Annotated in this window: 17 protein-coding genes; 13 read left to right on the forward strand and 4 right to left on the reverse strand. The window is 73.9% G+C overall.

Annotated features, from left to right (window positions below):
- Window positions 1-34 precede the first annotated feature (34 nt).
- From ACFYOJ_RS19875 to ACFYOJ_RS19895, 5 genes are read left to right on the forward strand one after another with little or no spacing between them, the layout of a single operon-like run.
- Window positions 35-1,627: an ABC transporter substrate-binding protein gene (locus tag ACFYOJ_RS19875; RefSeq protein ID WP_356552929.1), complete on the forward strand. Its 1,593-nt coding sequence runs from the start codon at window positions 35-37 to the stop codon at window positions 1,625-1,627.
- Window positions 1,628-1,659: 32 nt separating this feature from the next.
- On the forward strand, window positions 1,660-2,628 hold the full coding sequence (locus ACFYOJ_RS19880) for an ABC transporter permease (protein ID WP_356552927.1): 969 nt from the start codon (window positions 1,660-1,662) through the stop codon (window positions 2,626-2,628).
- Window positions 2,629-2,633: 5 nt separating this feature from the next.
- Window positions 2,634-3,593: an ABC transporter permease gene (locus tag ACFYOJ_RS19885; protein WP_356552926.1), complete on the forward strand. Its 960-nt coding sequence runs from the start codon at window positions 2,634-2,636 to the stop codon at window positions 3,591-3,593.
- Window positions 3,590-4,618: an ABC transporter ATP-binding protein gene (locus ACFYOJ_RS19890; RefSeq protein WP_356552924.1), complete on the forward strand. Its 1,029-nt coding sequence runs from the start codon at window positions 3,590-3,592 to the stop codon at window positions 4,616-4,618. The genes ACFYOJ_RS19885 and ACFYOJ_RS19890 overlap by 4 nt, the downstream gene beginning before the upstream one ends.
- Window positions 4,611-5,282: an ATP-binding cassette domain-containing protein gene (locus ACFYOJ_RS19895; RefSeq protein WP_356552922.1), complete on the forward strand. Its 672-nt coding sequence runs from the start codon at window positions 4,611-4,613 to the stop codon at window positions 5,280-5,282. The genes ACFYOJ_RS19890 and ACFYOJ_RS19895 overlap by 8 nt, the downstream gene beginning before the upstream one ends.
- Before the next feature lie 73 nt (window positions 5,283-5,355).
- Here ACFYOJ_RS19895 and ACFYOJ_RS19900 read toward each other — a convergent pair whose 3' ends face one another.
- Window positions 5,356-5,985, reverse strand: coding sequence for a helix-turn-helix domain-containing protein (locus ACFYOJ_RS19900; protein WP_356552920.1), 630 nt, complete (start codon window positions 5,983-5,985; stop codon window positions 5,356-5,358).
- Window positions 5,986-6,100: 115 nt separating this feature from the next.
- On the opposite strand from ACFYOJ_RS19900, the gene ACFYOJ_RS19905 reads away from it, so the two are divergent.
- From ACFYOJ_RS19905 to ACFYOJ_RS19920, 4 genes are all read left to right on the forward strand, one after another.
- On the forward strand, window positions 6,101-7,144 hold the full coding sequence (locus ACFYOJ_RS19905) for a saccharopine dehydrogenase (RefSeq protein ID WP_356552918.1): 1,044 nt from the start codon (window positions 6,101-6,103) through the stop codon (window positions 7,142-7,144).
- Window positions 7,141-8,010 carry a class I SAM-dependent methyltransferase gene (locus ACFYOJ_RS19910; protein ID WP_356552916.1) on the forward strand — a complete coding sequence of 290 codons (870 nt, stop codon included), beginning with the start codon at window positions 7,141-7,143 and terminating at the stop codon, window positions 8,008-8,010. Before ACFYOJ_RS19905 ends, ACFYOJ_RS19910 begins: the two co-directional genes overlap by 4 nt.
- A 144-nt stretch (window positions 8,011-8,154) precedes the next feature.
- Complete coding sequence (locus tag ACFYOJ_RS19915; protein WP_356552914.1) at window positions 8,155-12,075, forward strand: glycoside hydrolase family 2 TIM barrel-domain containing protein; 3,921 nt, start codon at window positions 8,155-8,157, stop codon at window positions 12,073-12,075.
- A 39-nt stretch (window positions 12,076-12,114) separates the two neighbouring features.
- A complete protein-coding gene (locus ACFYOJ_RS19920) occupies window positions 12,115-12,993 on the forward strand; it encodes a DUF72 domain-containing protein (RefSeq protein ID WP_356552912.1) in 879 nt (292 codons plus the stop codon).
- Here the strand turns inward: ACFYOJ_RS19920 and ACFYOJ_RS19925 are convergent.
- Window positions 12,974-13,336, reverse strand: coding sequence for a metalloregulator ArsR/SmtB family transcription factor (locus tag ACFYOJ_RS19925; RefSeq protein WP_356552910.1), 363 nt, complete (start codon window positions 13,334-13,336; stop codon window positions 12,974-12,976). The genes ACFYOJ_RS19920 and ACFYOJ_RS19925 overlap by 20 nt on opposite strands.
- Window positions 13,337-13,427: 91 nt before the next feature.
- Between ACFYOJ_RS19925 and ACFYOJ_RS19930 the strand changes: the two genes are divergently transcribed.
- From ACFYOJ_RS19930 to ACFYOJ_RS19945, 4 genes are all read left to right on the forward strand, one after another.
- Window positions 13,428-15,341 (forward strand): heavy metal translocating P-type ATPase, encoded by a 1,914-nt coding sequence (locus ACFYOJ_RS19930; RefSeq protein WP_356552908.1) that lies wholly within the window; start codon window positions 13,428-13,430, stop codon window positions 15,339-15,341.
- 55 nt (window positions 15,342-15,396) lie between these two features.
- Window positions 15,397-16,917 (forward strand): AlkA N-terminal domain-containing protein, encoded by a 1,521-nt coding sequence (locus ACFYOJ_RS19935; protein ID WP_356552906.1) that lies wholly within the window; start codon window positions 15,397-15,399, stop codon window positions 16,915-16,917.
- 19 nt (window positions 16,918-16,936) lie between these two features.
- Complete coding sequence (locus ACFYOJ_RS19940) at window positions 16,937-17,428, forward strand: methylated-DNA--[protein]-cysteine S-methyltransferase (RefSeq protein ID WP_356552904.1); 492 nt, start codon at window positions 16,937-16,939, stop codon at window positions 17,426-17,428.
- A 164-nt stretch (window positions 17,429-17,592) separates the two neighbouring features.
- Window positions 17,593-18,729 carry a glycerate kinase gene (locus ACFYOJ_RS19945; RefSeq protein ID WP_356553013.1) on the forward strand — a complete coding sequence of 379 codons (1,137 nt, stop codon included), beginning with the start codon at window positions 17,593-17,595 and terminating at the stop codon, window positions 18,727-18,729.
- Window positions 18,730-18,879: 150 nt separating this feature from the next.
- Here ACFYOJ_RS19945 and pssA read toward each other — a convergent pair whose 3' ends face one another.
- Both pssA and ACFYOJ_RS19955 read right to left on the reverse strand, forming a co-directional pair.
- Window positions 18,880-19,698 (reverse strand): CDP-diacylglycerol--serine O-phosphatidyltransferase, encoded by an 819-nt coding sequence (pssA, locus tag ACFYOJ_RS19950; protein WP_356553011.1) that lies wholly within the window; start codon window positions 19,696-19,698, stop codon window positions 18,880-18,882.
- Window positions 19,699-19,720: 22 nt separating this feature from the next.
- Window positions 19,721-20,377 carry a phosphatidylserine decarboxylase gene (locus tag ACFYOJ_RS19955; protein WP_356552902.1) on the reverse strand — a complete coding sequence of 219 codons (657 nt, stop codon included), beginning with the start codon at window positions 20,375-20,377 and terminating at the stop codon, window positions 19,721-19,723.
- Between the last annotated feature and the right edge of the window lie 169 nt (window positions 20,378-20,546).

The raw sequence follows: 20,546 nt of genomic DNA on the forward strand, positions 1-20,546 counted from the left end.
ATAACCCCGCACCAACAACAAGCGTGGGGGAGACATGACAACCCGTCGGATACGAAGTACCGCCGCCGCCGCGGCGTTCGCCGCGGGCGTCACCGCCTGCTCCGCGCCCGGAGGCGGCGGAACGGGCGGGGACGCCAAGGCGGCCGAGTCCGTGGTGATCGGGGTGGCCTCCGAGCCGGACACCCTCAGCCCGCTGCTCGGCTACGGCAAGGACGGAAACTCCAAGATCTTCGACGGGCTGCTCGCCCGCGACACCGACCTGAAGCTGAAGCCCGCGCTCGCCACCGCCCTGCCGAAGATCACCGACGGCGGCCGGACGTACACGTACACCCTGCGCGAGGGCGTGAAGTTCAGCGACGGCGAACCGCTGACGGCCCAGGACGTGGTCTACACGTACCGCACCGTCCTCGACGAGAAGACCAACAACACCGCCCGCAGCGAGCTGGACGCCGTCAAGAGCGTCAGCGCGAAGGGCGACGACACCGTCGTCTTCTCCCTCAAGTACCCGTACGCGGCCTTCGCCGCCCGCACGGTGCTGCCCATCGTCCCCGAACACGTCGCGGCCGGCCAGGACCCCAACACCGGCGCCTTCAACACCCGGCCGGTCGGCACCGGGCCCTACGTCCTCACCGACTGGCGCAAGGGCGAGAAGCTCACCTTCAAGGCCAACCCGCACTACTGGGGCGGCAGGCCCGCGGTGAAGTCCTTCACCATGGCGATCATCGCCGACGACAACGTCCGCGCCACCCGGCTGCGCTCCGGCGACCTCGACGGCGCCGTCCTGCCGCCCAACCTGGCCGCCACGTTCAAGAACGACGACGGGCGGCGCACGTACCGGGCCAAGTCGTACGACTTCCGGGCCGTCACCCTGCCCACCGCGAACAAGGTCACCGGCGACCGCGCGATCCGGCGCGCCCTGGACGCCGCCGTGGACCGCCAGGCCATGGTCGACAAGATCCTCGACGGCGCGGGCCGGCCGGCGTACGGGCCGCTGCCCGTCGACGACCCCTGGTACGAGCGCGGCATCGAGCGCCCGCACGACCTCGCCGAGGCCGAGCGCGTCCTGGACGAGGCCGGCTGGAAGCCCGGCTCCGACGGCATCCGCGCCAAGGACGGACAGCGCGCCTCCTTCACCCTCTACTACCCCTCGGGCGACAAGGTCCGTCAGGACCACGCCCTCGCCTACGCCTCCGACGCCAAGAAGGCCGGCGTCGAGGTGAAGGTGGAGGGCGCCACCTGGGAGGTCATCGAGCCGCGGATGAAGAACGACGCGGTCCTCGCGGGCTTCGGCAGCGTCGGCGACCCGGACTTCGGTCTCTACACCCTGCTGCACTCCTCCCTGGCCAACGACGGCTTCAACAACATGGCCGGATACGACAACGCGGCCGTGGACAGGGCACTCGACGCCGGCCGCCGCACCCAGGACCCGGAGCAGCGCGCGGCCGCCTACGACAGGATCCAGCAGGCCCTGGCCGAGGACCCCGGCTACACCTTCCTCACCCACATCGACCACCTCTACGTCCTCGCCGACCGCTGGGACGGGCTGACCACGCAGCTGGAGCCGCACGAGCACGGCTTCGCCAGCGGGCCCTGGTGGAACATCGAGAACTGGCAGCCCAAGAAGTGACCCGGTCCCTCCGGAGGCTGCCCTGGGGAGCGATGGCACGGCTGGCGGGGCGGCGGGCACTGTTCGCCGTCCCCGTCGTCCTCGTCGTCACCTTCGGCGCCTTCGCCATCGCCGCCGCCTCCCCCTTCGACCCCGTCAAGGCGTACGCCGGCACTGCCGCGCTCGGCGCCGACCAGGAGACCCTGGACCGGCTGCGCGACAACCTCGGCGTGGACCGGTCGTTCGTCGTCCGCTGGTGGGACTGGCTGACCGCCGCCCTCACCGGCGACCTCGGCCACTCCCCGGTGATGCGCCAGCCGGTGGCCGAGGTGATCGGCGAACGCCTCGTCTGGTCCGCGCTGTTGTGCGCCGTCGCCTTCACGGTCGCCGTCCTGCTGGGCACGCTCCTCGGCGTGCTGGCCGCCCGCCGCCCCGGCTCGATGCCGGACAGGGCGGTCACCTCGCTCGCGTACACCCTGGAGGCGGCGCCGGTCTTCTGGATCGCGCTGCTCGCGGTGTGGCTGTTCGCCCTCCAGTGGGACCTCCTGCCGGCCGGCGGACTGACGGACACCGCCAGCGAACAGGTCGGCCCCGGCCAGGTCGCGAGCCACATCGTCCTGCCCGCCGGTGTCCTCGCCGTCTCCCAACTGCCCTGGTTCACGCTGTACGTCCGCCAGGGCGTCGCCGACGCCCTCACGGAGGACCCGGTGCGCGGGGCGCGGGCCCGCGGGCTCGGCGAGGGCACCGTCCTGTTCGGACACGCCCTGCGCTCGGGACTGCTGCCGGTGCTCACCCTGATCGGCTCCCGCGTTCCCGAACTCATCACCGGCGCCCTGCTGGTGGAGACCGTCTTCAGCTGGCCGGGCATCGCCGCGGCCACCGTCGAGGCGGCCACCGCCGTCGACTTCCCGCTGCTGGCCGCCCTGACCACCCTCGCCACCGTCGCCGTCCTCGCCGGCAACCTGCTCGCCGATCTGCTCTACGGACTCTTCGACCCGAGGGTGGAACTCAGTGAAATGTGAGTCCCATGGCTGACATCGCCGCCAAGAAGCCAGAGCAGCCCGAGAAGCCAGAGCAGCCCGAGAAGTCCAGGCCGCCCGAGAAGCCGGGGCGGTCCGGGCCCGACGGCACCGTCTGGCGGGCCCACGGCACCGACCGCCGCTCCACCCGCACCCTGCGCCTGCGCGTGTCCGCCGCCCTGCTGACCGCGACGGTCCTCGCCGTGCTGCTCGTGCCGCCGCTGGTCCAGCTCGACCAGCAGGCCGTCGACCTGGCCGCCAAGCTGCGGCCGCCCAGCCTCTCCCACCCCTTCGGCACCGACGACGTCGGCCGCGACCTGCTGCTGCGGTGCGTGTACGGCCTGCGCGTCTCGCTGCTCGTCGGCGTGGCGGCGGCCCTGACGGCGACGGTCGTCGGCACCGCGGTGGGTGCCCTCGCCGGGGCGCTGGGCGGCTGGGCCGACCGCGCCGTCATGCGGGTCGTCGACGTCATCTCCTCCGTGCCCCATCTGCTGCTCGGCATCTTCATCGTCGCCATGTTCCGCCCGGGCGTCTGGCCGGTGGTGATCTCCGTCGCGCTCACCCACTGGCTGTCCACCGCGCGCATCGTCCGCGCCGAGGTGCTGTCCCTGCGCGCCCGCCCCCACATCGACGCGGCCGTCTCCGGCGGCGCCTCCCGGTGGCGGGTGGCCGTACGGCACCTGCTGCCGGGCGTGCTGCCGCAGGCCGCGCTGGCCGCCGTGCTGATGGTGCCGCACGCCATGTGGCACGAGTCGGCGCTGTCCTTCCTCGGGCTCGGCCTGCCCACCCACACCGCGAGCCTCGGCAACCTCGTCCAGGAGGCGCGCGGTTCGCTGCTCGCCGGGCAGTGGTGGCCGACCCTCTTCCCGGGTCTGTTCCTCATCGTCCCCACCCTCGCCGTCGCCGGACTCGCCGGTGCCTGGCGGGAGCGGATCAACCCCCGTCGCCGATCGGAGCTGATGCTGTGACCGAGCGAGCCCCCGTGCTGTCGGTACGCGGTCTGTCGGTGCGTTTCCTGATGCCGGGCGGGCGCCGTGTCGCCGCCGTCACCGACGCCCGCTTCGACGTGGCGCCCGGCGAGTGCCTCGCGCTGATCGGCGAGAGCGGCTGCGGCAAGTCCGTCCTCGCCTCCGCCCTGCTCGGCCTGCTGCCCGGCAACGCGCGGATCGCGGGCAGCGCGCTGCTCGGCGACCTCGACCTGCTCACCGCCGACGAGCGGACCTTCGCCCGCACCGTACGGGGCCGGCTCATCGGCCTCGTCCCGCAGAGCCCGGCCGCCCACCTCACCCCGGTGCGCACCATCCGCTCGCAACTGGAGGAGACGGTCGCCGCACTCACCGGGGTGCGCGGCCGCGCGGCCCTGCGCACGGCCGCGGAGGCCGCCGCCGAACGCGCCGCGTTCCCCGTGACCCACCTCGACCACCACCCGCACGAACTCTCCGGCGGACTCGCCCAGCGCGCCGCCACCGCCCTCGCCCTCGTCGGCGACGCCCCGCTGCTGCTCGCCGACGAGCCGACCACCGGACTCGACCGCGACCTGGTGGACCGCACCGTCGACGAGTTGCGGCGACATGTCGACAACCAAGCGGGCGACCGGAGCCGAGCCCTGCTGATGATCACCCACGACCTGGCCGCCGCCGAACGCATCGCCGACCGGATCGCCGTGATGTACGCCGGCCGCATCGTCGAACTCGCCGACGCCGCCGACTTCTTCGGGCGCCCCGGCCCCCGGCACCCCTACAGCCGGGGCCTGCTCGACGCCCTGCCCGACCGCGCCTTCACCCCCATCCCCGGCCTGCCGCCCGAACTCGGCGCCCTCCCCGACGGCTGCGCCTTCGCCGCCCGCTGCGACCGGGTCACCGACGCCTGCGCCGCCCTGCCGCCGCTGACCGCCGAGCCGCCCTCACCGGCCGGCGCACCGCCGCCACCGGCCGGCGCGGTCGCCTGCCACCACCCGCACGCCGCGCTCACGGAGGCCGCCGACCGTGCTTGAACTGCACGCCATCACCGCCGGATACACCCGGAACGCCCCCGTGATCCGGGACGTCTCCCTGTCCGTCGCCCCGGGCGAGGCCGTCGGACTGCTCGGCCCCAGCGGCTGCGGCAAGTCCACCCTGGCCCGGGTCGCCGCCCTGCTGCACCGCCCCGACGCCGGCTCCCTGGTCGTCGACGGCACCCCCGTACGCCGCTGGCGCCACCGCGCCCCGCGCGAACAGCGCACCGCCTTCGGCGTCGTCTTCCAGCAGGCCCGGCTCTCCGCTGACCCCCGCCTCACCCTCCGGGACCTGATCGCCGAACCGCTGCGCGCCACCGGCCGGCGGGAGGGGATCGCCGCCCGGATCGCCGAACTCGCCGCCACCGTGGGCCTGACCGCCGACCTGCTGAGCAGACGCCCGCACGAGGTCAGCGACGGCCAGCTGCAGCGCGCCTGCCTCGCCCGCGCCCTCGTGCTGCGCCCGCGCTGGCTGGTGTGCGACGAGATGACCGCGATGCTGGACGCGTCCACCACCGCCGCCCTGGTCGCCGTGGTCGAGCAGTACCGCGCCGCCACCGGCGCCGGACTGCTGGCCGTCGGCCACGACCGGACCCTCCTCGACCGCTGGTGCGACCGCACCGTCGAGTGGGGCACCCTGCACCCGGCCCGCCCCGGCGGGTGACGGCCCACGGCGACCCACGGGTCACGGTGGTTCACGGGCACGGCGGCCGGGGCACCCGCCCCGGCGCCCCGGCTCACGTGGGCAGCAACTGCCGCACCAGCGCGTCGGCGGCCCAGTGTTCCCAGCGGGCCGGTGTCCAGCCCCGCCCGGTGACCAGCAGACCGTAGGTCTCCGGGCCGAGGACGGCCAGGGCGATGTCGGCCGCGGAGACGGCGTCGTGGCCGTCCCGCAGGGCGCCCCCGGCCTTGGTCACCAGAGCTTCGGCGAAAGCGAGTTGCACGGTGTGCCGCTGCCGCCGGTTGAGCTGCCACAGTTCGGCGATCTCCCGGTCGGCGGCAGCAGCGGCGTGCACCACCTCGAGTACGGACGCGGCACGTTCCAGGACGGCCCGGGCGCCCGTCGCCTGCAGGGACAGCTGGGCGACGGGGTCCGGGGCGTCGAGCACGGACCGGGCCCAGGGCCGGTCCAGCGTGGCCACCGGGTCGAGGTCTCCGGCGATCACCGTGTCCAGCAGTTCTTTGAGCAGCGCACGCTTGGTTCCGAAGGTGAAGTAGACGGTCTGGATTCCGACTCCGGCGGTGCGGGCGATGTCCTCGACGGTCGTCCCCGCCCAGCCGTGTTCGGTGAACAGCCGCCCGGCGGCGTCCAGCATCCGCTGCCGGGTGCGGCGCGTCTTCTCGGCGCGGGTGACGGGTGGCGTCATGCCGTGTCCTGCCTTTCCTCTGCTCCTCCGTGCGGAGCCGCTCGGTGCGGTCGGGGCGCGGCCGGGGAGCCGCCGGGCTTTGACTGTAGTGCCACTCCAGTGTAATCACTGGAGTATGACTACAGTGAAACGGGACGGTGCTGACGGGCGCATCCTGATCGCCGGCGGGTACGGCGCCGTCGGTACCGGCGTGACCTCCGTCCTCGGCGAGTGGTTTCCGGGCCGGGTGGTGCCCGGGGGGCGGGACGGGGCCAGGGCGCGGCGGCTCGCAGGAGTGCGCGTGGACGTCACCGACGCGGTGGGCTTCCGGCGTGTACTGGACGACCTGGGCGACGTCGCGGCCGTCGTGCTGTGTGTCGAACCCCCCGACGCGTCCGTCGCCCGGCTCTGTCTGGAACGCGGCGTGCATCTGGTCGACGTGGGAGCCACCGCCCGCCGCCTCGACGCCGTGGCGGCCCTGTCCGGAACGGCCACGGCCGCCGGGGCCACCGCCCTGCTCAGCGTGGGCGTCGCCCCGGGGCTGACCAATCTGCTGGCCCGCCGGGCCCACGAGGCCGTCGGCGGCGCCGGACGCATCGACATCACACTGCTGCTGGGCACAGGTGAACGGCATGGCGCCGACGCCCTGCGCTGGACCCTCGCCGGCCTGGGCGAGCCCGCGTCGGCCGCGCCGCGCGCAACGGTCCTGCCGGAACACGGCATGCGGACCGCGTACCCCTTCCCGTTCTCCGACCAGCACACCCTGCCGCACACCCTGGGGGGAGCGGACGTCACGACCCGGCTGTGTCTGGATTCCCGTCCGCTGACCGCGGCGCTGTTCGGGCTGCGTCGCACGGGACTGCTGCGGGCCGTGGGCCGGCCACGGGTACTGCGGTCGCTGACCGGCGCACTCCACCGAGTCCGCCTGGGCCGGGACGACTTCGCGGTGCGGGTGGACGCGTGGCGCGGGGACCGGCACGCGGCGTACGCGCTCACCGGCCGCGAACAGAGCCGGGTCACCGCGCTCGTGGCCGCGTACGCCACCCGTGAACTGCTCACCGGGACGGTACCGTCCGGCGTCCACCACATCGAACAGCTTCCGGCCCTGGCCGCGCTGCCCGAGACGCTGGCCGCCCACGGTGTGACGCTCCACCGCCTCGCCGGCCGGGGGCAGCGGTGACCGGCGACTGGTGCGGCGGTGACTATGCCGCCGCCGGGGACGCGTGGGCCCACGCCGCGGACGACGTCGTGCACGAGGCGATCACCCGGTACACCCGGTACGCCCGGCGGGACGGTCCGGGCCCCGCCGCGCCCCGGGTGCTGGACGTGGGCACCGGTACCGGCCCCGCCGCGCTCGCCGCCGCCCGGGCGGGAGTCCGGGTGGTGGGACTGGACCGGGAGACGGGGCTGCTGCGAGCCGCCGCGGCCCGGGCGGACGGAACGAGGGCGGGCCGCACGGTACGTCTCGTGGCCGCCGACGCGCTCGCTCTGCCGTTCGCGTCCGGCGTCTTCGACCTCGTCCTGTCCACCTTCGGCGTGATGTTCGCTCCCGACCCCGCCCGTGCCGCCGCCGAACTGGTCCGCGTCTGCCGTCCCGGAGGTCTCGTCGCAGTGGCCTCCTGGACGCCGGACGGGGTCCTGGGCCGGATCGCCCCCACGGTCACCCGGCACCTCGGCTCGCCACCGGCCGGCGCACCGCCGACCCGCTGGGGCGAATCCGCCTACGTCCGCGGCTGGTTCCGTTCCCTGCCGGTGACCGTGACGACCCGGGAGGAGCGGGTCGAGGTCCGCTACCCGTCCGTCGCGCACGCGGTCGCGGTCTTCGAGAACAAACCGGGGCCACTGCGCGCCCACCGCCGGGCCCTCGAAGCCGCCGGACGCTGGGACCGGGCACGCACCGCTCTCGCCGTGCTGTTCGAGGAGCACAATCGGGCCACCGACGGCGGCGTCCGGCTGGACGTCCCTTACCTCGTGGTGCACGCGGAGGTCCGTACGGAGCCGGAAGGCTCACCGCCCCTCAGGAACCCACAAAGTCCGACGGGGTAATTGATTCGGTTGTGTTCGGGTCCTAGGGTGACCCCTGATTCAGTAGCCGCTCCATCACCGCCAGTTGGCATCCGTACCACTGCCGACTCCCGGTACAGCACCGTGCGTTGAGCCGCCCCCGAAGCCACACGGAAGGCCACGGTCATGCCGCACTCGCCCGTGACACCCGCCGGTACCCCGGCCGCCCCCCGCCCCCGCCCGCTCGTCAGCCGCCGCCGTCTCCTGGAGGGCGGTGCCGCCGCGTTCGGCGCGCTCGCCCTGGCCGCGTCGCCCGTCACCGCGCACGCGGCCGGGCGACGGGCGGCGGCCGACGAGACCCCGGAGTGGAACGACTTCGGCGTCTTCCGGCTCGGCACCGAGCCGCCGCACACCACGCTGATGCCGTACGCGGACGTGAGACAGGCCCTCGCCGCCGACCGCACCGACTCGCCGTACCGGCTGAGCCTCGACGGCACCTGGAAGTTCGCCTACGCCGACCGCCCCGAGGACCGGGACGCCGACTTCCACCGCACCGACCTGGACGACGGCGGCTGGGGGACCATCCCGGTCCCGTCCGTGTGGCAGCTGCACGGCCACGACTTCCCGATCTACCTCAACATCACCTACCCGTACTGGGGCCCCAACGGCCGCGGCGAGGACCCGCGGCCGCCCGCCGCGCCGACCCGCTACAACCCGGTCGGCCAGTACCGCCGCACCTTCACCGTCCCCCGCGGCTGGAAGGGCCGCCGCACCTTCCTCCACTTCGAGGGCGTCAAGTCCGCCCACTACGTGTGGATCAACGGCGAACCGGTCGGCTACGACGAGGACTCCTACACTCCGTCCGAGTACGACATCACCGACCACCTGAGGCCCGGCACCAACCAGATCGCCGTGGAGGTCTACCGCTACTCCGACGGCGACTGGCTGGAGGACCAGGACATGATCCGGCTGAGCGGCATCTTCCGCTCGGTCTACCTCTACTCCACCCCGGCCGTGCACCTGCGCGACTTCAAGCTGGACACCCCGCTGAACGACACGTACACGGCCGCCGAACTGGCGGTCACCGCAAGCGTGCGGGCGTACGGCGACGGGGCGAAGGACGCCGGCCGGTACACCGTCGAGACCCAGCTCTACGACGCCCGGGGCCACGCCGTCTGGTCCCGCCCCCTGGAGCAGACCGCCGACCTCGGGACGGTCCGCGCCGGCCGGGACGTCACCGTGCGGGCGGCGAAGGCCGTGCCGAAGCCCCGGCTGTGGTCCGCGGAGCACCCCTACCTCTACACGGCCGTCCTGCGGCTGCGCGACCCGGCCGGCAAGGTCGTCGAGACGCTGTCCCACCGGGTCGGCATCCGCGAGTTCGCCCTCGAGGACGGGCTGATGCGGATCAACGGCAAGCCCGTCTCCTTCCGCGGCACCAACCGCCACGAGATGCACCCCGACCGGGGCACCGCACTCACCCGCGAGGACATGGTCGAGGACATCAAGATCATCAAGCGGATGAACATGAACAGCGTCCGCACCTCGCACTACCCGGACAACCCGCTGTGGTACGAACTCGCCGACGAGTACGGCCTCTACCTCGTCGACGAGACCAACCTGGAGACCCACGGCGTCCGCGAGGAGTACCCCGGCGACCACCCCGACTGGACGAGGGCCTGCGTGGCCCGCGCCCAGAACATGGTCCACCGCGACAAGAACCACGCCTCGGTCGTCATCTGGTCGCTCGGCAACGAGGCGGGCGGCGGCTCCACCTTCACCGCCATGCACGACTGGATCCGCTCCTACGACCCCACCCGCGTCATCCAGTACGAGGGCGACGACCGCCCGGGCATCAGCGACATCCGCTCCGAGATGTACGACACCCCGCAGCGCGTCGAGCAGCGTGCCAGGGACACCTCGGACACCCGGCCGTACGTGATGATCGAGTACGCGCACTCGATGGGGAACTCGACCGGCAACCTCAAGAAGTACTGGGACATCGTCCGCGCCCACGACGTGCTCCAGGGCGGCTGGATCTGGGACTTCGCCGACCAGTCGCTGACCTGGCCGGTGCCGCGCCGCATCCTGCTGACCGAGGAGGGCCCCGCAGCCCTGCGCGGGGAGATCCTCGCCGCCTCCGGCACCTTCGAACGCGGCAAGGGCCTGTCGGGCGGCACGGTCTTCGCCCGCGACGAGGGCCTGGACCTCACCGGCTCGCTCACCCTGGAGGCCTGGGTCACCCCGCGCTTCACCGGCTACCACCAGCCGATCATCGCCAAGGGCGACACCCAGTACGCGCTGAAGCTGAACAACCGGACGCTGGAGTTCTTCATCCACTCCGGCGGCCGGTGGATCACCGCCACCTGGACCGTGCCCGAGGACTGGACCGGCCGCGAGCACCACGTCGCGGGCGTCTTCGACGCGGACGCCGGCACCCTCACCCTGTACGTCGACGGCGAGCGCCGGGCGACCCGCACCACCGACCGGCGGCCCGGCAGCAACACCGCGTCCCTGGCCCTGGCCACCGACATGGACAACCAGACCCGCGAGTTCAGCGGCACGATCCGCCGCGCCCGCGTCTACGCCCGCGCCCTCACCGCCGCCGAACTGGCCCGGGACGGCCGCGGCCCCGGCGACGACGGCGTGCGGTTCTGGTTCGACGCGGCGACCGTGAGGACGGAGCAGAGGCGGCCGAAGGAGAAGACCTTCCTCGCCTACGGCGGCGACTGGGGCGACAACCCCAACGACGGAGCCTTCGTCGCGGACGGCATCGTCACCGCCGACCGGCGCCACACCGGCAAGGCCGCCGAGGTCAAGCGGGTCTACCAGGCGGTCGGCGTCGAGCGGCGCTCCGGCGGCCCGGGCGCGGTCACCCTCGTCAACGAGTACCTGTTCACCGACCTCCGCGAGTTCGACGGCCACTGGGCACTGGTCGCCGACGGCGAGACCGTACGTCGCGGACGGCTCACCCGGGACCAGCTGGCCGTGGCACCGCTGTCCAGGAAGGACATCACCGTCCCCGTGCGGCTGCCGGACGACCCGGCGCCCGGCACCGAGTACTTCCTCGAGCTGTCCTTCACCACCAAGGAGGCCACCCCCTGGGCGAAGGCCGGCTTCGAGGTCGCCCGGCACCAGCTCGCCCTCGAGACGGACGTCCCCGCCGTGACGCCCGTGCCCCTGGACCGGGTGCCGACCCTGCGCCACCGGGACGGCGAGGACGAGGTCGGGGTCGACGGCCGGGGCTTCTCGCTCACCGTCGACAAGCGCACCGGCACCATCACCTCGTACGAGGCGAAGGGCACCCGCCTGATCACCTCGGGGCCGGTGCCCAACTTCTGGCGGGCGCCCACCGACAACGACAAGGGCAACGGCCAGCACACCCGCAACCAGACCTGGCGCGACGCGGGCGCCCGGCGCAAGGTCACCGGCGTCGCCGTGCGGACCCTGGGCGGCCGGGCCGTCGAGATCAAGGTCTCCGGCACCCTGCCGACCACCGTGGAGTCGGCGTACACCACCACGTACACCGTCTTCGGCAACGGCGAGATCAAGGTCGACCACACGCTGCGCCCGGGCGCACCAAACCTGCCGTACATCCCCGAGGTCGGCACGCTGCTGTTCCTGCCGCGCTCCCTGGACCGGATCCACTGGTACGGCCGCGGCCCCGAGGAGAACCACTGGGACCGCAACACCGGCACCGACGTCGGCCTGTACTCCGGGACCGTCGCCGGGCAGTGGACGCCCTACATCCGCCCGCAGGAGAACGGCAACAGGACCGACGTCCGCTGGGTCGCCCTCACCGACTCCCGCGGCGTCGGCCTGCTCGCCTCCGGTGAGCCCCTGCTGGAGGTCAACGCCTCCCACTTCACCCCGGAGGACCTGTCCGGCGGGGTGCGGCACGACTACCAGCTCACCCCGAGGGACGCGGTCGTCCTGCGCCTGAACCACCGGCAGATGGGCGTCGGCGGCGACAACAGCTGGGGCGCGCACACGCACGACGAGTTCAAGCTCTTCGCCGACCGGGACTACGCCTACACCTACCGGCTGCGCCCGCTGACCGACGTGAAGGAGGCGACGGCCGCCGCGCGGCGCCCCACGGCCACCGGATGACGGAGGATGAACCGGGAGTCCGGGGCAACCCGGACTCCCATGGGTGACGTACTGGTGGGAGCGTGTTCCTGGACCGACCGGCAGCTGGTCGCGAGCGGCTGGTACCCGCGCGGACGGCGGGACGCCGAGGGGCGGCTGCGGCACTACGCCTCACGGCTGCCCGTCGTCGAGGTGGACGCCGGGTACTACGCGCTGCCGAGCCGCCGCAACAGCGAGCTGTGGGTGGAGCGCACGCCGGAGGGCTTCCGCTTCGACGTCAAGGCGTTCTCCCTGCTGACCGGCCACCCCACCCGCCCGGAGGCCCTGCCCGCCGACCTGCGCGGGGCCGACCCCGGCCGGCTGAGGCGCGGGCAGGCGGAGGCGGGGCTGCTGGACGAGGTGTGGGGGCGCTTCGCCGACGCCGTCGCGCCGCTGCGGAAGGCCGGGCGGCTGGGCACCGTGCTGTTCCAGTTCCCGCCGTGGTTCGTACCCGGCGCCCCGGCCGAGGCGGCGCTCGAGGACTGCGCCCGGCGCACGGAGGGCTGGCCGCTCGCCGTGGAGTTCCGGCACCCGGACTGGTGGGCGCCGCACCGGGCGGACACCACCCACGCCCTGCTGGCCGCGCTGGGCGCCTCGGCCGTCGGCACCGACATGGCCCAGGGGCTGCCCGCCTCCCTGCCGCCCATCGCGCCGGTCACCCGGACGGCCCTCGCCGTCGTCCGCTTCCACGGGCGCAGCCCGGTGTGGGGGAGGGGCAGCAAGGAGGACCGCTTCCGGTACGACTACCCCGCCGCCGAACTGGCCGCCTGGGTGCCCCGGCTCCGGCGCGCCGCCGCACAGGCGGACGAGCTGCACGTGCTCTTCAACAACTGCTGCGCGGACGCCGCGGTACGCGCCGCCGAGACCATGCGGGAGCTGCTCACCGAGCCGCGTCGCTGATCCCCAGCCGCAGGTGCTCCACGTGGTAGACGGCCTGGTCCAGCAGCTCGGCGACATGGTGGTCGTGCAGCGCGTACACCACGGAACGGCCGCGCCGCTCGCCGACGACGAGTCCCAGGTTCCGCAGCAGGCGCAGCTGGTGGGAGCAGGCCGACTGCTCCATGCCGACCTCCGCCGCCAACTCGGTGGCGGGCAGCGGTCCTTCGCGCAGCCGCGCGAGGATCAGCAGCCGGGAGGGCGTGGACAGGGCCTGGAGCGTGGTGGCGACCTTGGCGACGTTGTCCGCGTCCAGGCGCACGCGCTCGGCCGCGTCCTGCGCGGTGGTGACGGCTCCGTGACCCATGCCGGTCATCTTACGCATCCGGCCCGTACGCATGACCGGCGACCGGATGAAAGAATGAACGAGTCTTCATGTGTTCCTGTATGGTGTCCGCGTGTCCACGACCCTCGCCCCCAGCCCCGCCCCCGCGCCCGCCCGGCAGACCCCCGTCCGCCGCACCCGTGTCCTGGCCCTGCCCGAGGCGCGCTGGGCGCTCGCCTCGCTGCTCGCCTTCCTCGCCGCGCTCGCCCTGGACCTCGGCGGTGCCCCCGCCTGGACGTACGGCCCGCTGTACGCGCTCGCCTACGCCGCGGGCGGCTGGGAGCCCGCGCTGGAGGGCCTGCGGGCGCTGCGCGAGAAGACCCTCGACGTCGACCTGCTGATGATCGTCGCGGCGCTCGGCGCGGCGGCCATCGGGCAGGTCCTCGACGGCGCCCTGCTGATCGTCATCTTCGCCACCTCCGGCGCCCTGGAGGCCCTGGCCACCGCCCGCACCGCCGACTCCGTGCGCGGCCTGCTCGACCTCGCGCCCACCACCGCGACCCGGGTGACCGGGGACCGCGAGGAGACCGTCGCCACCGCCGACCTCGCCGTCGGCGACGTCCTCCTGGTCCGGCCCGGCGAGCGGATCGGCGCCGACGGCACGGTCCTCGGCGGCGAGGGCGAGGTCGACCAGGCCACCATCACCGGAGAGTCCGTCCCCGTCCTCAAACGCCCCGGCGACGACGTCTTCGCCGGCACCCTCAACGGCACCGGCGCCCTGCGCGTCCGCGTGGAGCGCGACCCCGCCGACTCGGTCATCGCCCGCATTGTCACCCTCGTCGAGGAGGCGTCCCGCACCAAGGCGCCGACGCAGCTGTTCATCGAGAAGATCGAGCAGCGCTACGCGGTCGGCGTGGTGGTGGCCACCCTCGCGGTCTTCGGCGTCCCGCTCGCCTTCGGCGCCGAGCTCACCGACGCCCTGCTGCGCGCCATGACCTTCATGATCGTCGCCTCGCCCTGCGCGGTCGTCCTCGCCACCATGCCGCCCCTGCTCTCCGCCATCGCCAACGCCGGCCGCCACGGCGTCCTGGTGAAGTCGGCCGTCGCCATGGAACGCCTCGGCGAGATCGACACCGCCGCCCTCGACAAGACCGGCACCCTCACCGAGGGCACCCCCGAGGTGACCGCCGTACGCCCCCTGCCCGGCTCCGGTCTCGACGAGGACGCCCTCCTTGCCCTCGCGGCCGCCGCCGAGCACCCCAGCGAGCACCCGCTGGCCCGCGCGATCGTCGCCGCCGCCCGCGCGCGCGGCCTGCGCATCGCCTCCGCCCAGGACTTCACGGCGGCCCCGGGCCGCGGCGTGACGGCCGTGGTCGACGGCCGCGAGATCCACGTCGGCCGCGCCGAGGCACCCGAGGGCGCCGAGACCACCGTCCAGGTCACCCGCGACGGCACCCCGCTCGGCACCCTCGCCCTCACCGACCGCCTGCGCGCCGACGCCGCCGGGGCCACCGCCGAGCTGACCGCCCTCACCGGCACCGCCCCCGTCCTGCTCACCGGCGACCACGCGCCCGCCGCCGCCCGCGTGGCCGAGGCGACCGGCATCACCGACGTCCGCGCCGGCCTGCTGCCCGAGGACAAGGTCGCGGCCGTACGGGAGAGGGAGGGCGCCGGCCGCAAGGTCCTCTTCGTCGGCGACGGCGTCAACGACGCCCCCGCCCTCGCCGCCGCCCACGCCGGCATCGCCATGGGCCGCGCCGGCTCCGACCTGGCCCTGGAGACCGCAGACGCCGTCGTGGTCCGCGACGAGCTGACCGCCGTGCCCGCCGTCGTACGCCTCTCCCGCCGCGCCCGCCGGCTGGTGCTGCAGAATCTGGTCATCGCCGGCACCTTCATCACGGCGCTCGTCCTGTGGGACCTGATCGGCCACCTCCCGCTGCCGCTCGGCGTCGCCGGGCACGAGGGCTCGACCGTGCTGGTCGGCCTCAACGGGCTGCGGCTGCTGCGCGAGTCCGCGTGGCGATCCGGCGAGGCGCAGGAAGCGTGAGGCCCATGTCGGATTCCCGCCAGCCCCGGCCCGCCCGGTGGACCATCCTGGACGCATGCAGACGGGAATGCACACCGACACCGAGCGCTGCGTGCGCGCCGTCCGGTCGAAGGACGCGCGCTTCGACGGCTGGTTCTTCACCGCGGTCCTGACGACCCGCATCTACTGCCGTCCCAGCTGTCCGGTGGTGCCGCCCAAACCGGCGAACATGGTCTTCTACCCGAGCGCGGCGGCCTGCCAGCAGGCCGGGTTCCGGGCGTGCAAACGCTGCCGCCCGGACACCAGCCCCGGCTCCCCCGAGTGGAACCGGCGCGCCGACCTCACCGCCCGCGCCATGCGCCTGATCGCCGACGGCGTCGTGGACCGCGAGGGCGTCCCCGGCCTCGCCGCCCGGCTCGGCTACAGCACCCGGCAGATCGAACGCCAGCTGCTGGCCGAGCTGGGCGCGGGACCCCTCGCCCTCGCCCGCGCGCAGCGCGCCCAGACCGCCCGTCTGCTGATCGAGACGACTCCGCTGCCGATGGCGGACATCGCCTTCGCCGCCGGTTTCTCCTCCATCCGCACCTTCAACGACACGGTCCGCGAGGTCTTCGCGCTCTCCCCGACCGAGCTGCGCGCCCGCCGCTCGCCCAAGGACCGGCCGGCCGCTGCCCCCGGCGGCGCGCTGACCCTCCGCCTCCCCTTCCGCACCCCCCTCAACCCCGACAACCTCTTCGGCCACCTCGCCGCCACCGCCGTACCCGGCGTCGAGGAGTGGATCCCCCACAGCCCCGAAGGCGTGGGAGGTGCCTCCACCGGCTCCTACCGCCGCACCCTGCGCCTCCCGCACGGCCACGGCGTCGTCGCCCTCACCCCGAACCCCGGCCACATCGGCTGCCGGCTCACCCTCACCGACCTGCGCGACCTGACCGTCGCCATCAGCCGCTGCCGCCGCCTGCTCGACCTGGACGCCGACCCGACGGCCGTCGACGACCAGCTGCGCGCCGACCCGCTGCTCGCGCCGCTCGTCGACAAGGCACCGGGCCGCCGCGTCCCGCGCACCGTCGACGAGGCCGAGTTCGCCGTACGGGCCGTCCTCGGCCAGCAGGTCTCCACCGCCGCCGCCCGCACCCACGCGGCCCGCCTGGTCACCGCCCACGGCGACCCGGTCGACGACCCCGAGGGCGGCCTCACCCACCTCTTCCCGTCCGCGACGGCACTGGCCGGGGTGGACCCGGACACCCTGGCGATGCCCCGCACCCGCCGCACCACCCTCACCACCCTCGTCCGCCACCTCGCCGACGGTTCCCTCAACCTGGGCGTCGAGAGCGACTGGGCGCAGACCCGCGCCCGCCTCCTCGCCCTCCCCGGCTTCGGCCCCTGGACCGCCGACGTCATCGCCATGCGCGCCCTCGGCGACCCGGACGCCTTCCTCCCCACCGACCTCGGCATCCGCCGCGCCGCCCGCGAACTGGGCCTGCCCTCCACCCCGGCGGCGCTCACCGCCCGCGCGGCCGCCTGGCGGCCCTGGCGGGCGTACGCCGTCCAGTACCTGTGGGCGACCGACGACCACCCGATCAACTTCCTGCCCGTCTGACCCCGTACGAGGAACCGACATGAAACAGCACACCGTGATCGACAGCCCCTACGGCCCCCTCACCCTGGTCGCCGAGGACGGCACCCTGTGCGGCCTCTACATGACCGACCAGCGCCACCGCCCGCCGGAGGAGACCTTCGGCACCCGTGACGAACGCCCCTTCGCCGAGGCCGAGGAACAGCTGGAGGCCTACTTCGCCGGTGACCTGACCGACTTCACCCTCCCCCTGCGTCTCGACGGCACCCCCTTCCAGCGCACGGTCTGGGACCAGCTCCGGAAGATCCCCTACGGCGAGACCCGCACCTACGGCGAACTCGCCGCCGCCCTCGGCAACCCCACCGCCTCCCGCGCCGTCGGCCTCGCCAACGGCCGCAACCCGATCGGCATCATCGTCCCCTGCCACCGCGTCATCGGCGCGAGCGGCAGCCTCACCGGCTACGGCGGCGGCCTGGCCCGCAAGCAGCGCCTGCTGGACTTCGAGCGGGGGAGGGCGGGGGCGGCCCTGTTCTAGACCACCCGCCCCCGCCCGGGCCCGCGCACGCCCGGCGGGGCGTTCCACGGAGCGGGCAGGGGCATGACGGCGGGGGTGTGCTGCGGTTAAGGTCGCAGCGGCGCGACTGCCTTGACGTGCGCAAGGCTCGAAGAGCAAGGGGAGACAAGGTGGCTGACGCTGCAGTGGACGGGGCCCGCCGGGTGCTCGTCGCCGCGGACAAGTTCAAGGGCTCGCTGACGGCCGTCGAGGTCGCCGAGCGGGTCGCGGCCGGGCTGCGCCGCATCGTGCCGGACCTGGAGGTCGAGGCGCTGCCCGTCGCCGACGGCGGCGACGGCACCGTGGCCGCGGCGGTCGCGGCCGGTTTCGAACGCCGGGAGGTACGGGTCGCCGGGCCCCTCGGGGACGAGGTGACGGCGGCGTTCGCGCTGCGCGGTGACACCGCGGTCGTGGAGATGGCCGAGGCCAGCGGGCTGCAGCGGCTGCCCGCCGGTGTCCTGGCCCCGCTGACCGCCTCCACCCGCGGCTCGGGCGAGCTGCTGCGGGCCGCGCTGGACGCGGGCGCGCGGACGATCGTGTTCGGGGTCGGCGGCAGCGCGACCACGGACGGCGGCGCGGGCATGCTGTCCGCGCTGGGCGCGCGGTTCCTGCGCGAGGACGGGGAGCCGGTGGCACCGGGCGGCGGCGGTCTCGCCGACCTGGCCTCGGCTGATCTGTCCGGCCTGGACCCGCGGCTGGCGGACGTCGAGCTGGTGCTCGCGAGCGACGTCGACAACCCGCTGACCGGCCCCAAGGGCGCCCCGGCGGTCTACGGCCCGCAGAAGGGCGCCACGCCGGAGGATGTGGAGACGCTGGACGCGGCTCTCGCGCACTTCGCGAAGGTCCTGGAGGGGACGGTGGGCGCGCGGGCCGCCGAGTACGCCGCCTCGCCGGGCGCGGGAGCCGCGGGCGGCATCGGGTTCGGCGCGATGCTGATGGGCGCGCGGTTCCGGGCCGGCATCGAGGTGATGCTGGACGTGCTGGGCTTCGCGCCGGCGCTGGAGCGGGCCGAGCTCGTGATCACGGGGGAGGGCTCGCTGGACGAGCAGACCCTGCACGGGAAGGCGCCGGCCGGTGTCGCGGCGGCGGCGCGGGCCGCGGGCAAGGAGGTCGTCGCGGTGTGCGGGCGGCTGGCGCTGGCGCCGGAGGTGCTGGGGCGGGCCGGGATCCGGCGGGCGTATCCGCTGACGGACGAGGAGCCGGACGTGGCGAAGTGCATCGCCGATGCCGGGCCCATCCTGGAGCGGGTCGCGGAGCGCATCGCGCGGGACTTCCTGGCGTAGGGGAGCGCAGGGGGGTCTCGCCCCCGCCGCCCTTCCCCCTTCCCGCCCCCGGGGGCGGAGTCCCCGGGGACGTCCACACCGGCACCGGACACGCACAAACAGAAGGGCCCCGGACCCGACCCGGGTCCGGGGCCCCACTCAGCGGTAGCGCTACGGCAGCTGCGCCGCCCGCGCCTCCCGCCGGCTGCCGCGGAAGTTGTTCACCCGCCGCGCCGTGGCGAACAGCGGGATCACCGCGCCCATCACCAGCTGCAGCGCACATCCGGTCTGCAGCAGCAGCTGTCCGCTCGGCGCGTCGAAGGCCCAGCCGGCCAGCAGGCCCATCGACAGGACGATCCACGACAGCATCGCCACCGCGAGGCGCCCGCGCGGCTTCGGGTACTCGACCCGGCTCACCATCAGCCAGGCCGTCCCGATGATGGCGAGGAGCGTCGCCACGAAGGGCAGCTCCAGCAGCACGATCGAGACCACCGTCAGCGCGCCGAACGGGGACGGCATGCCCTGGAAGGTGCCGTCCTTCACGGTGACGCAGGAGAATCTCGCGAGCCTGAGCACCACCGCCAGCAGCACCACGATCGCGCCCACCGCCGCGACCCGCTGGTACGCGTCGTGCGCGACCATCCCGTAGACCAGGACGAAGTACGCCGGCGCCAGCCCGAAGCTGATCAGGTCGGACAGGTTGTCCAGCTCGGCGCCCATCGGCGAGCTGCGCAGCTTGCGCGCCACGAGCCCGTCGAACAGGTCGAAGATCGCCGCGCACAGCATCAGGATGACCGCCGTGGCCGCGCTGTGCCGGGCCATGCCCGACTCCTCGCTGCCCGTCAGGTGCGGGATCAGGATGCCGGTGGTGGTGAAGTACACCGCCATGAAGCCGCACGTGGCGTTGCCCAGGGTGAGGGTGTCCGCTATCGACAGGCGGAGCGAGAGAGGCATCTCCTCCTCGTCGTCCGCCTCGTCGGCCTCGGGCACCCAGCCGGCCTGGGTCTGTGGATCAACCACGGTCAATTCGAGTCACCCCAGCCACCGTTTTCTGCCCCACCTCGACCGCGACCTCCACGCCTTCCGGCAGGTACAGGTCGACGCGCGAGCCGAAGCGGATCAGGCCGATCCGCTCGCCCTGCTCCACCTTCGTGCCCTGCGGCACGTAGGGGACGATGCGGCGGGCCACCGCACCGGCGATCTGGATCATCTCGATGTCACCGAGCTCGGTGTCGAAGTGCCACACCACCCGCTCGTTGTTCTCGCTCTCCTTGTTGAAGGCGGGAACGAAGCCACCGGGAACGTGCTCGACGGAGGTCACCGTGCCCGCCAGGGGGGCGCGGTTGACGTGGACGTTGAGCGGGCTCATGAAGATCGCGACGCGGGTCCTGCCGTCCTTCCACGGCATGATGCTCTGCACCACACCGTCGGCGGGCGAGATGACCCTGCCCTGGGCGATCTCGCGCTCGGGGTCGCGGAAGAACCACAGCATCCCCGCCGCGAGCGCGGTGGCGGGGACGGCGACGGCCTTGGCCACGCCCGAGCGGCGGGCACGGACCAGACTGACGGCTGCGGTGGCGACGGTCGGCAGAAGCCACGGCGATGCTCCGCGCGCGAGGCGTACGCCGGCCAGGCTGTCGCGAGATGCAGAGATTTGGCTGTGGGGCATGGATGACCTTCGTAGCGGATGATGCCGCGCTCTGACGGGGGACGGCGGCTTTCCGGCGATCGTAGCGGCAATCAGCCGCAACTGGGTAAGCCAGGAAGCCGAGTCGGCGGCCGAACAGTGCCTACGGGGTGTGACCTTCTTCTCCAAGAAAACACCCCGTATCCGGACA

Source organism: Streptomyces sp. NPDC006384 (genome assembly GCF_042870695.1).
Classification (GTDB): Bacteria; Actinomycetota; Actinomycetes; order Streptomycetales; family Streptomycetaceae; genus Streptomyces.

Bases quoted from the DNA above. Each gene is read 5' to 3' on its own strand.
- ACFYOJ_RS19875 (WP_356552929.1), top strand. From the start codon at position 35: ATGACAACCCGTCGGATACGAAGTACCGCCGCCGCCGCGGCGTTCGCC.
- ACFYOJ_RS19880 (WP_356552927.1), top strand. From the start codon at position 1,660: ATGGCACGGCTGGCGGGGCGGCGGGCACTGTTCGCCGTCCCCGTCGTC.
- ACFYOJ_RS19885 (WP_356552926.1), top strand. From the start codon at position 2,634: ATGGCTGACATCGCCGCCAAGAAGCCAGAGCAGCCCGAGAAGCCAGAG.
- ACFYOJ_RS19900 (WP_356552920.1), bottom strand. From the start codon at position 5,985: ATGACGCCACCCGTCACCCGCGCCGAGAAGACGCGCCGCACCCGGCAG.
- ACFYOJ_RS19905 (WP_356552918.1), top strand. From the start codon at position 6,101: ATGACTACAGTGAAACGGGACGGTGCTGACGGGCGCATCCTGATCGCC.
- ACFYOJ_RS19915 (WP_356552914.1), top strand. From the start codon at position 8,155: ATGCCGCACTCGCCCGTGACACCCGCCGGTACCCCGGCCGCCCCCCGC.
- ACFYOJ_RS19920 (WP_356552912.1), top strand. From the start codon at position 12,115: ATGGGTGACGTACTGGTGGGAGCGTGTTCCTGGACCGACCGGCAGCTG.
- ACFYOJ_RS19925 (WP_356552910.1), bottom strand. From the start codon at position 13,336: ATGGGTCACGGAGCCGTCACCACCGCGCAGGACGCGGCCGAGCGCGTG.
- ACFYOJ_RS19935 (WP_356552906.1), top strand. From the start codon at position 15,397: ATGCAGACGGGAATGCACACCGACACCGAGCGCTGCGTGCGCGCCGTC.
- ACFYOJ_RS19940 (WP_356552904.1), top strand. From the start codon at position 16,937: ATGAAACAGCACACCGTGATCGACAGCCCCTACGGCCCCCTCACCCTG.
- ACFYOJ_RS19955 (WP_356552902.1), bottom strand. From the start codon at position 20,377: ATGCCCCACAGCCAAATCTCTGCATCTCGCGACAGCCTGGCCGGCGTA.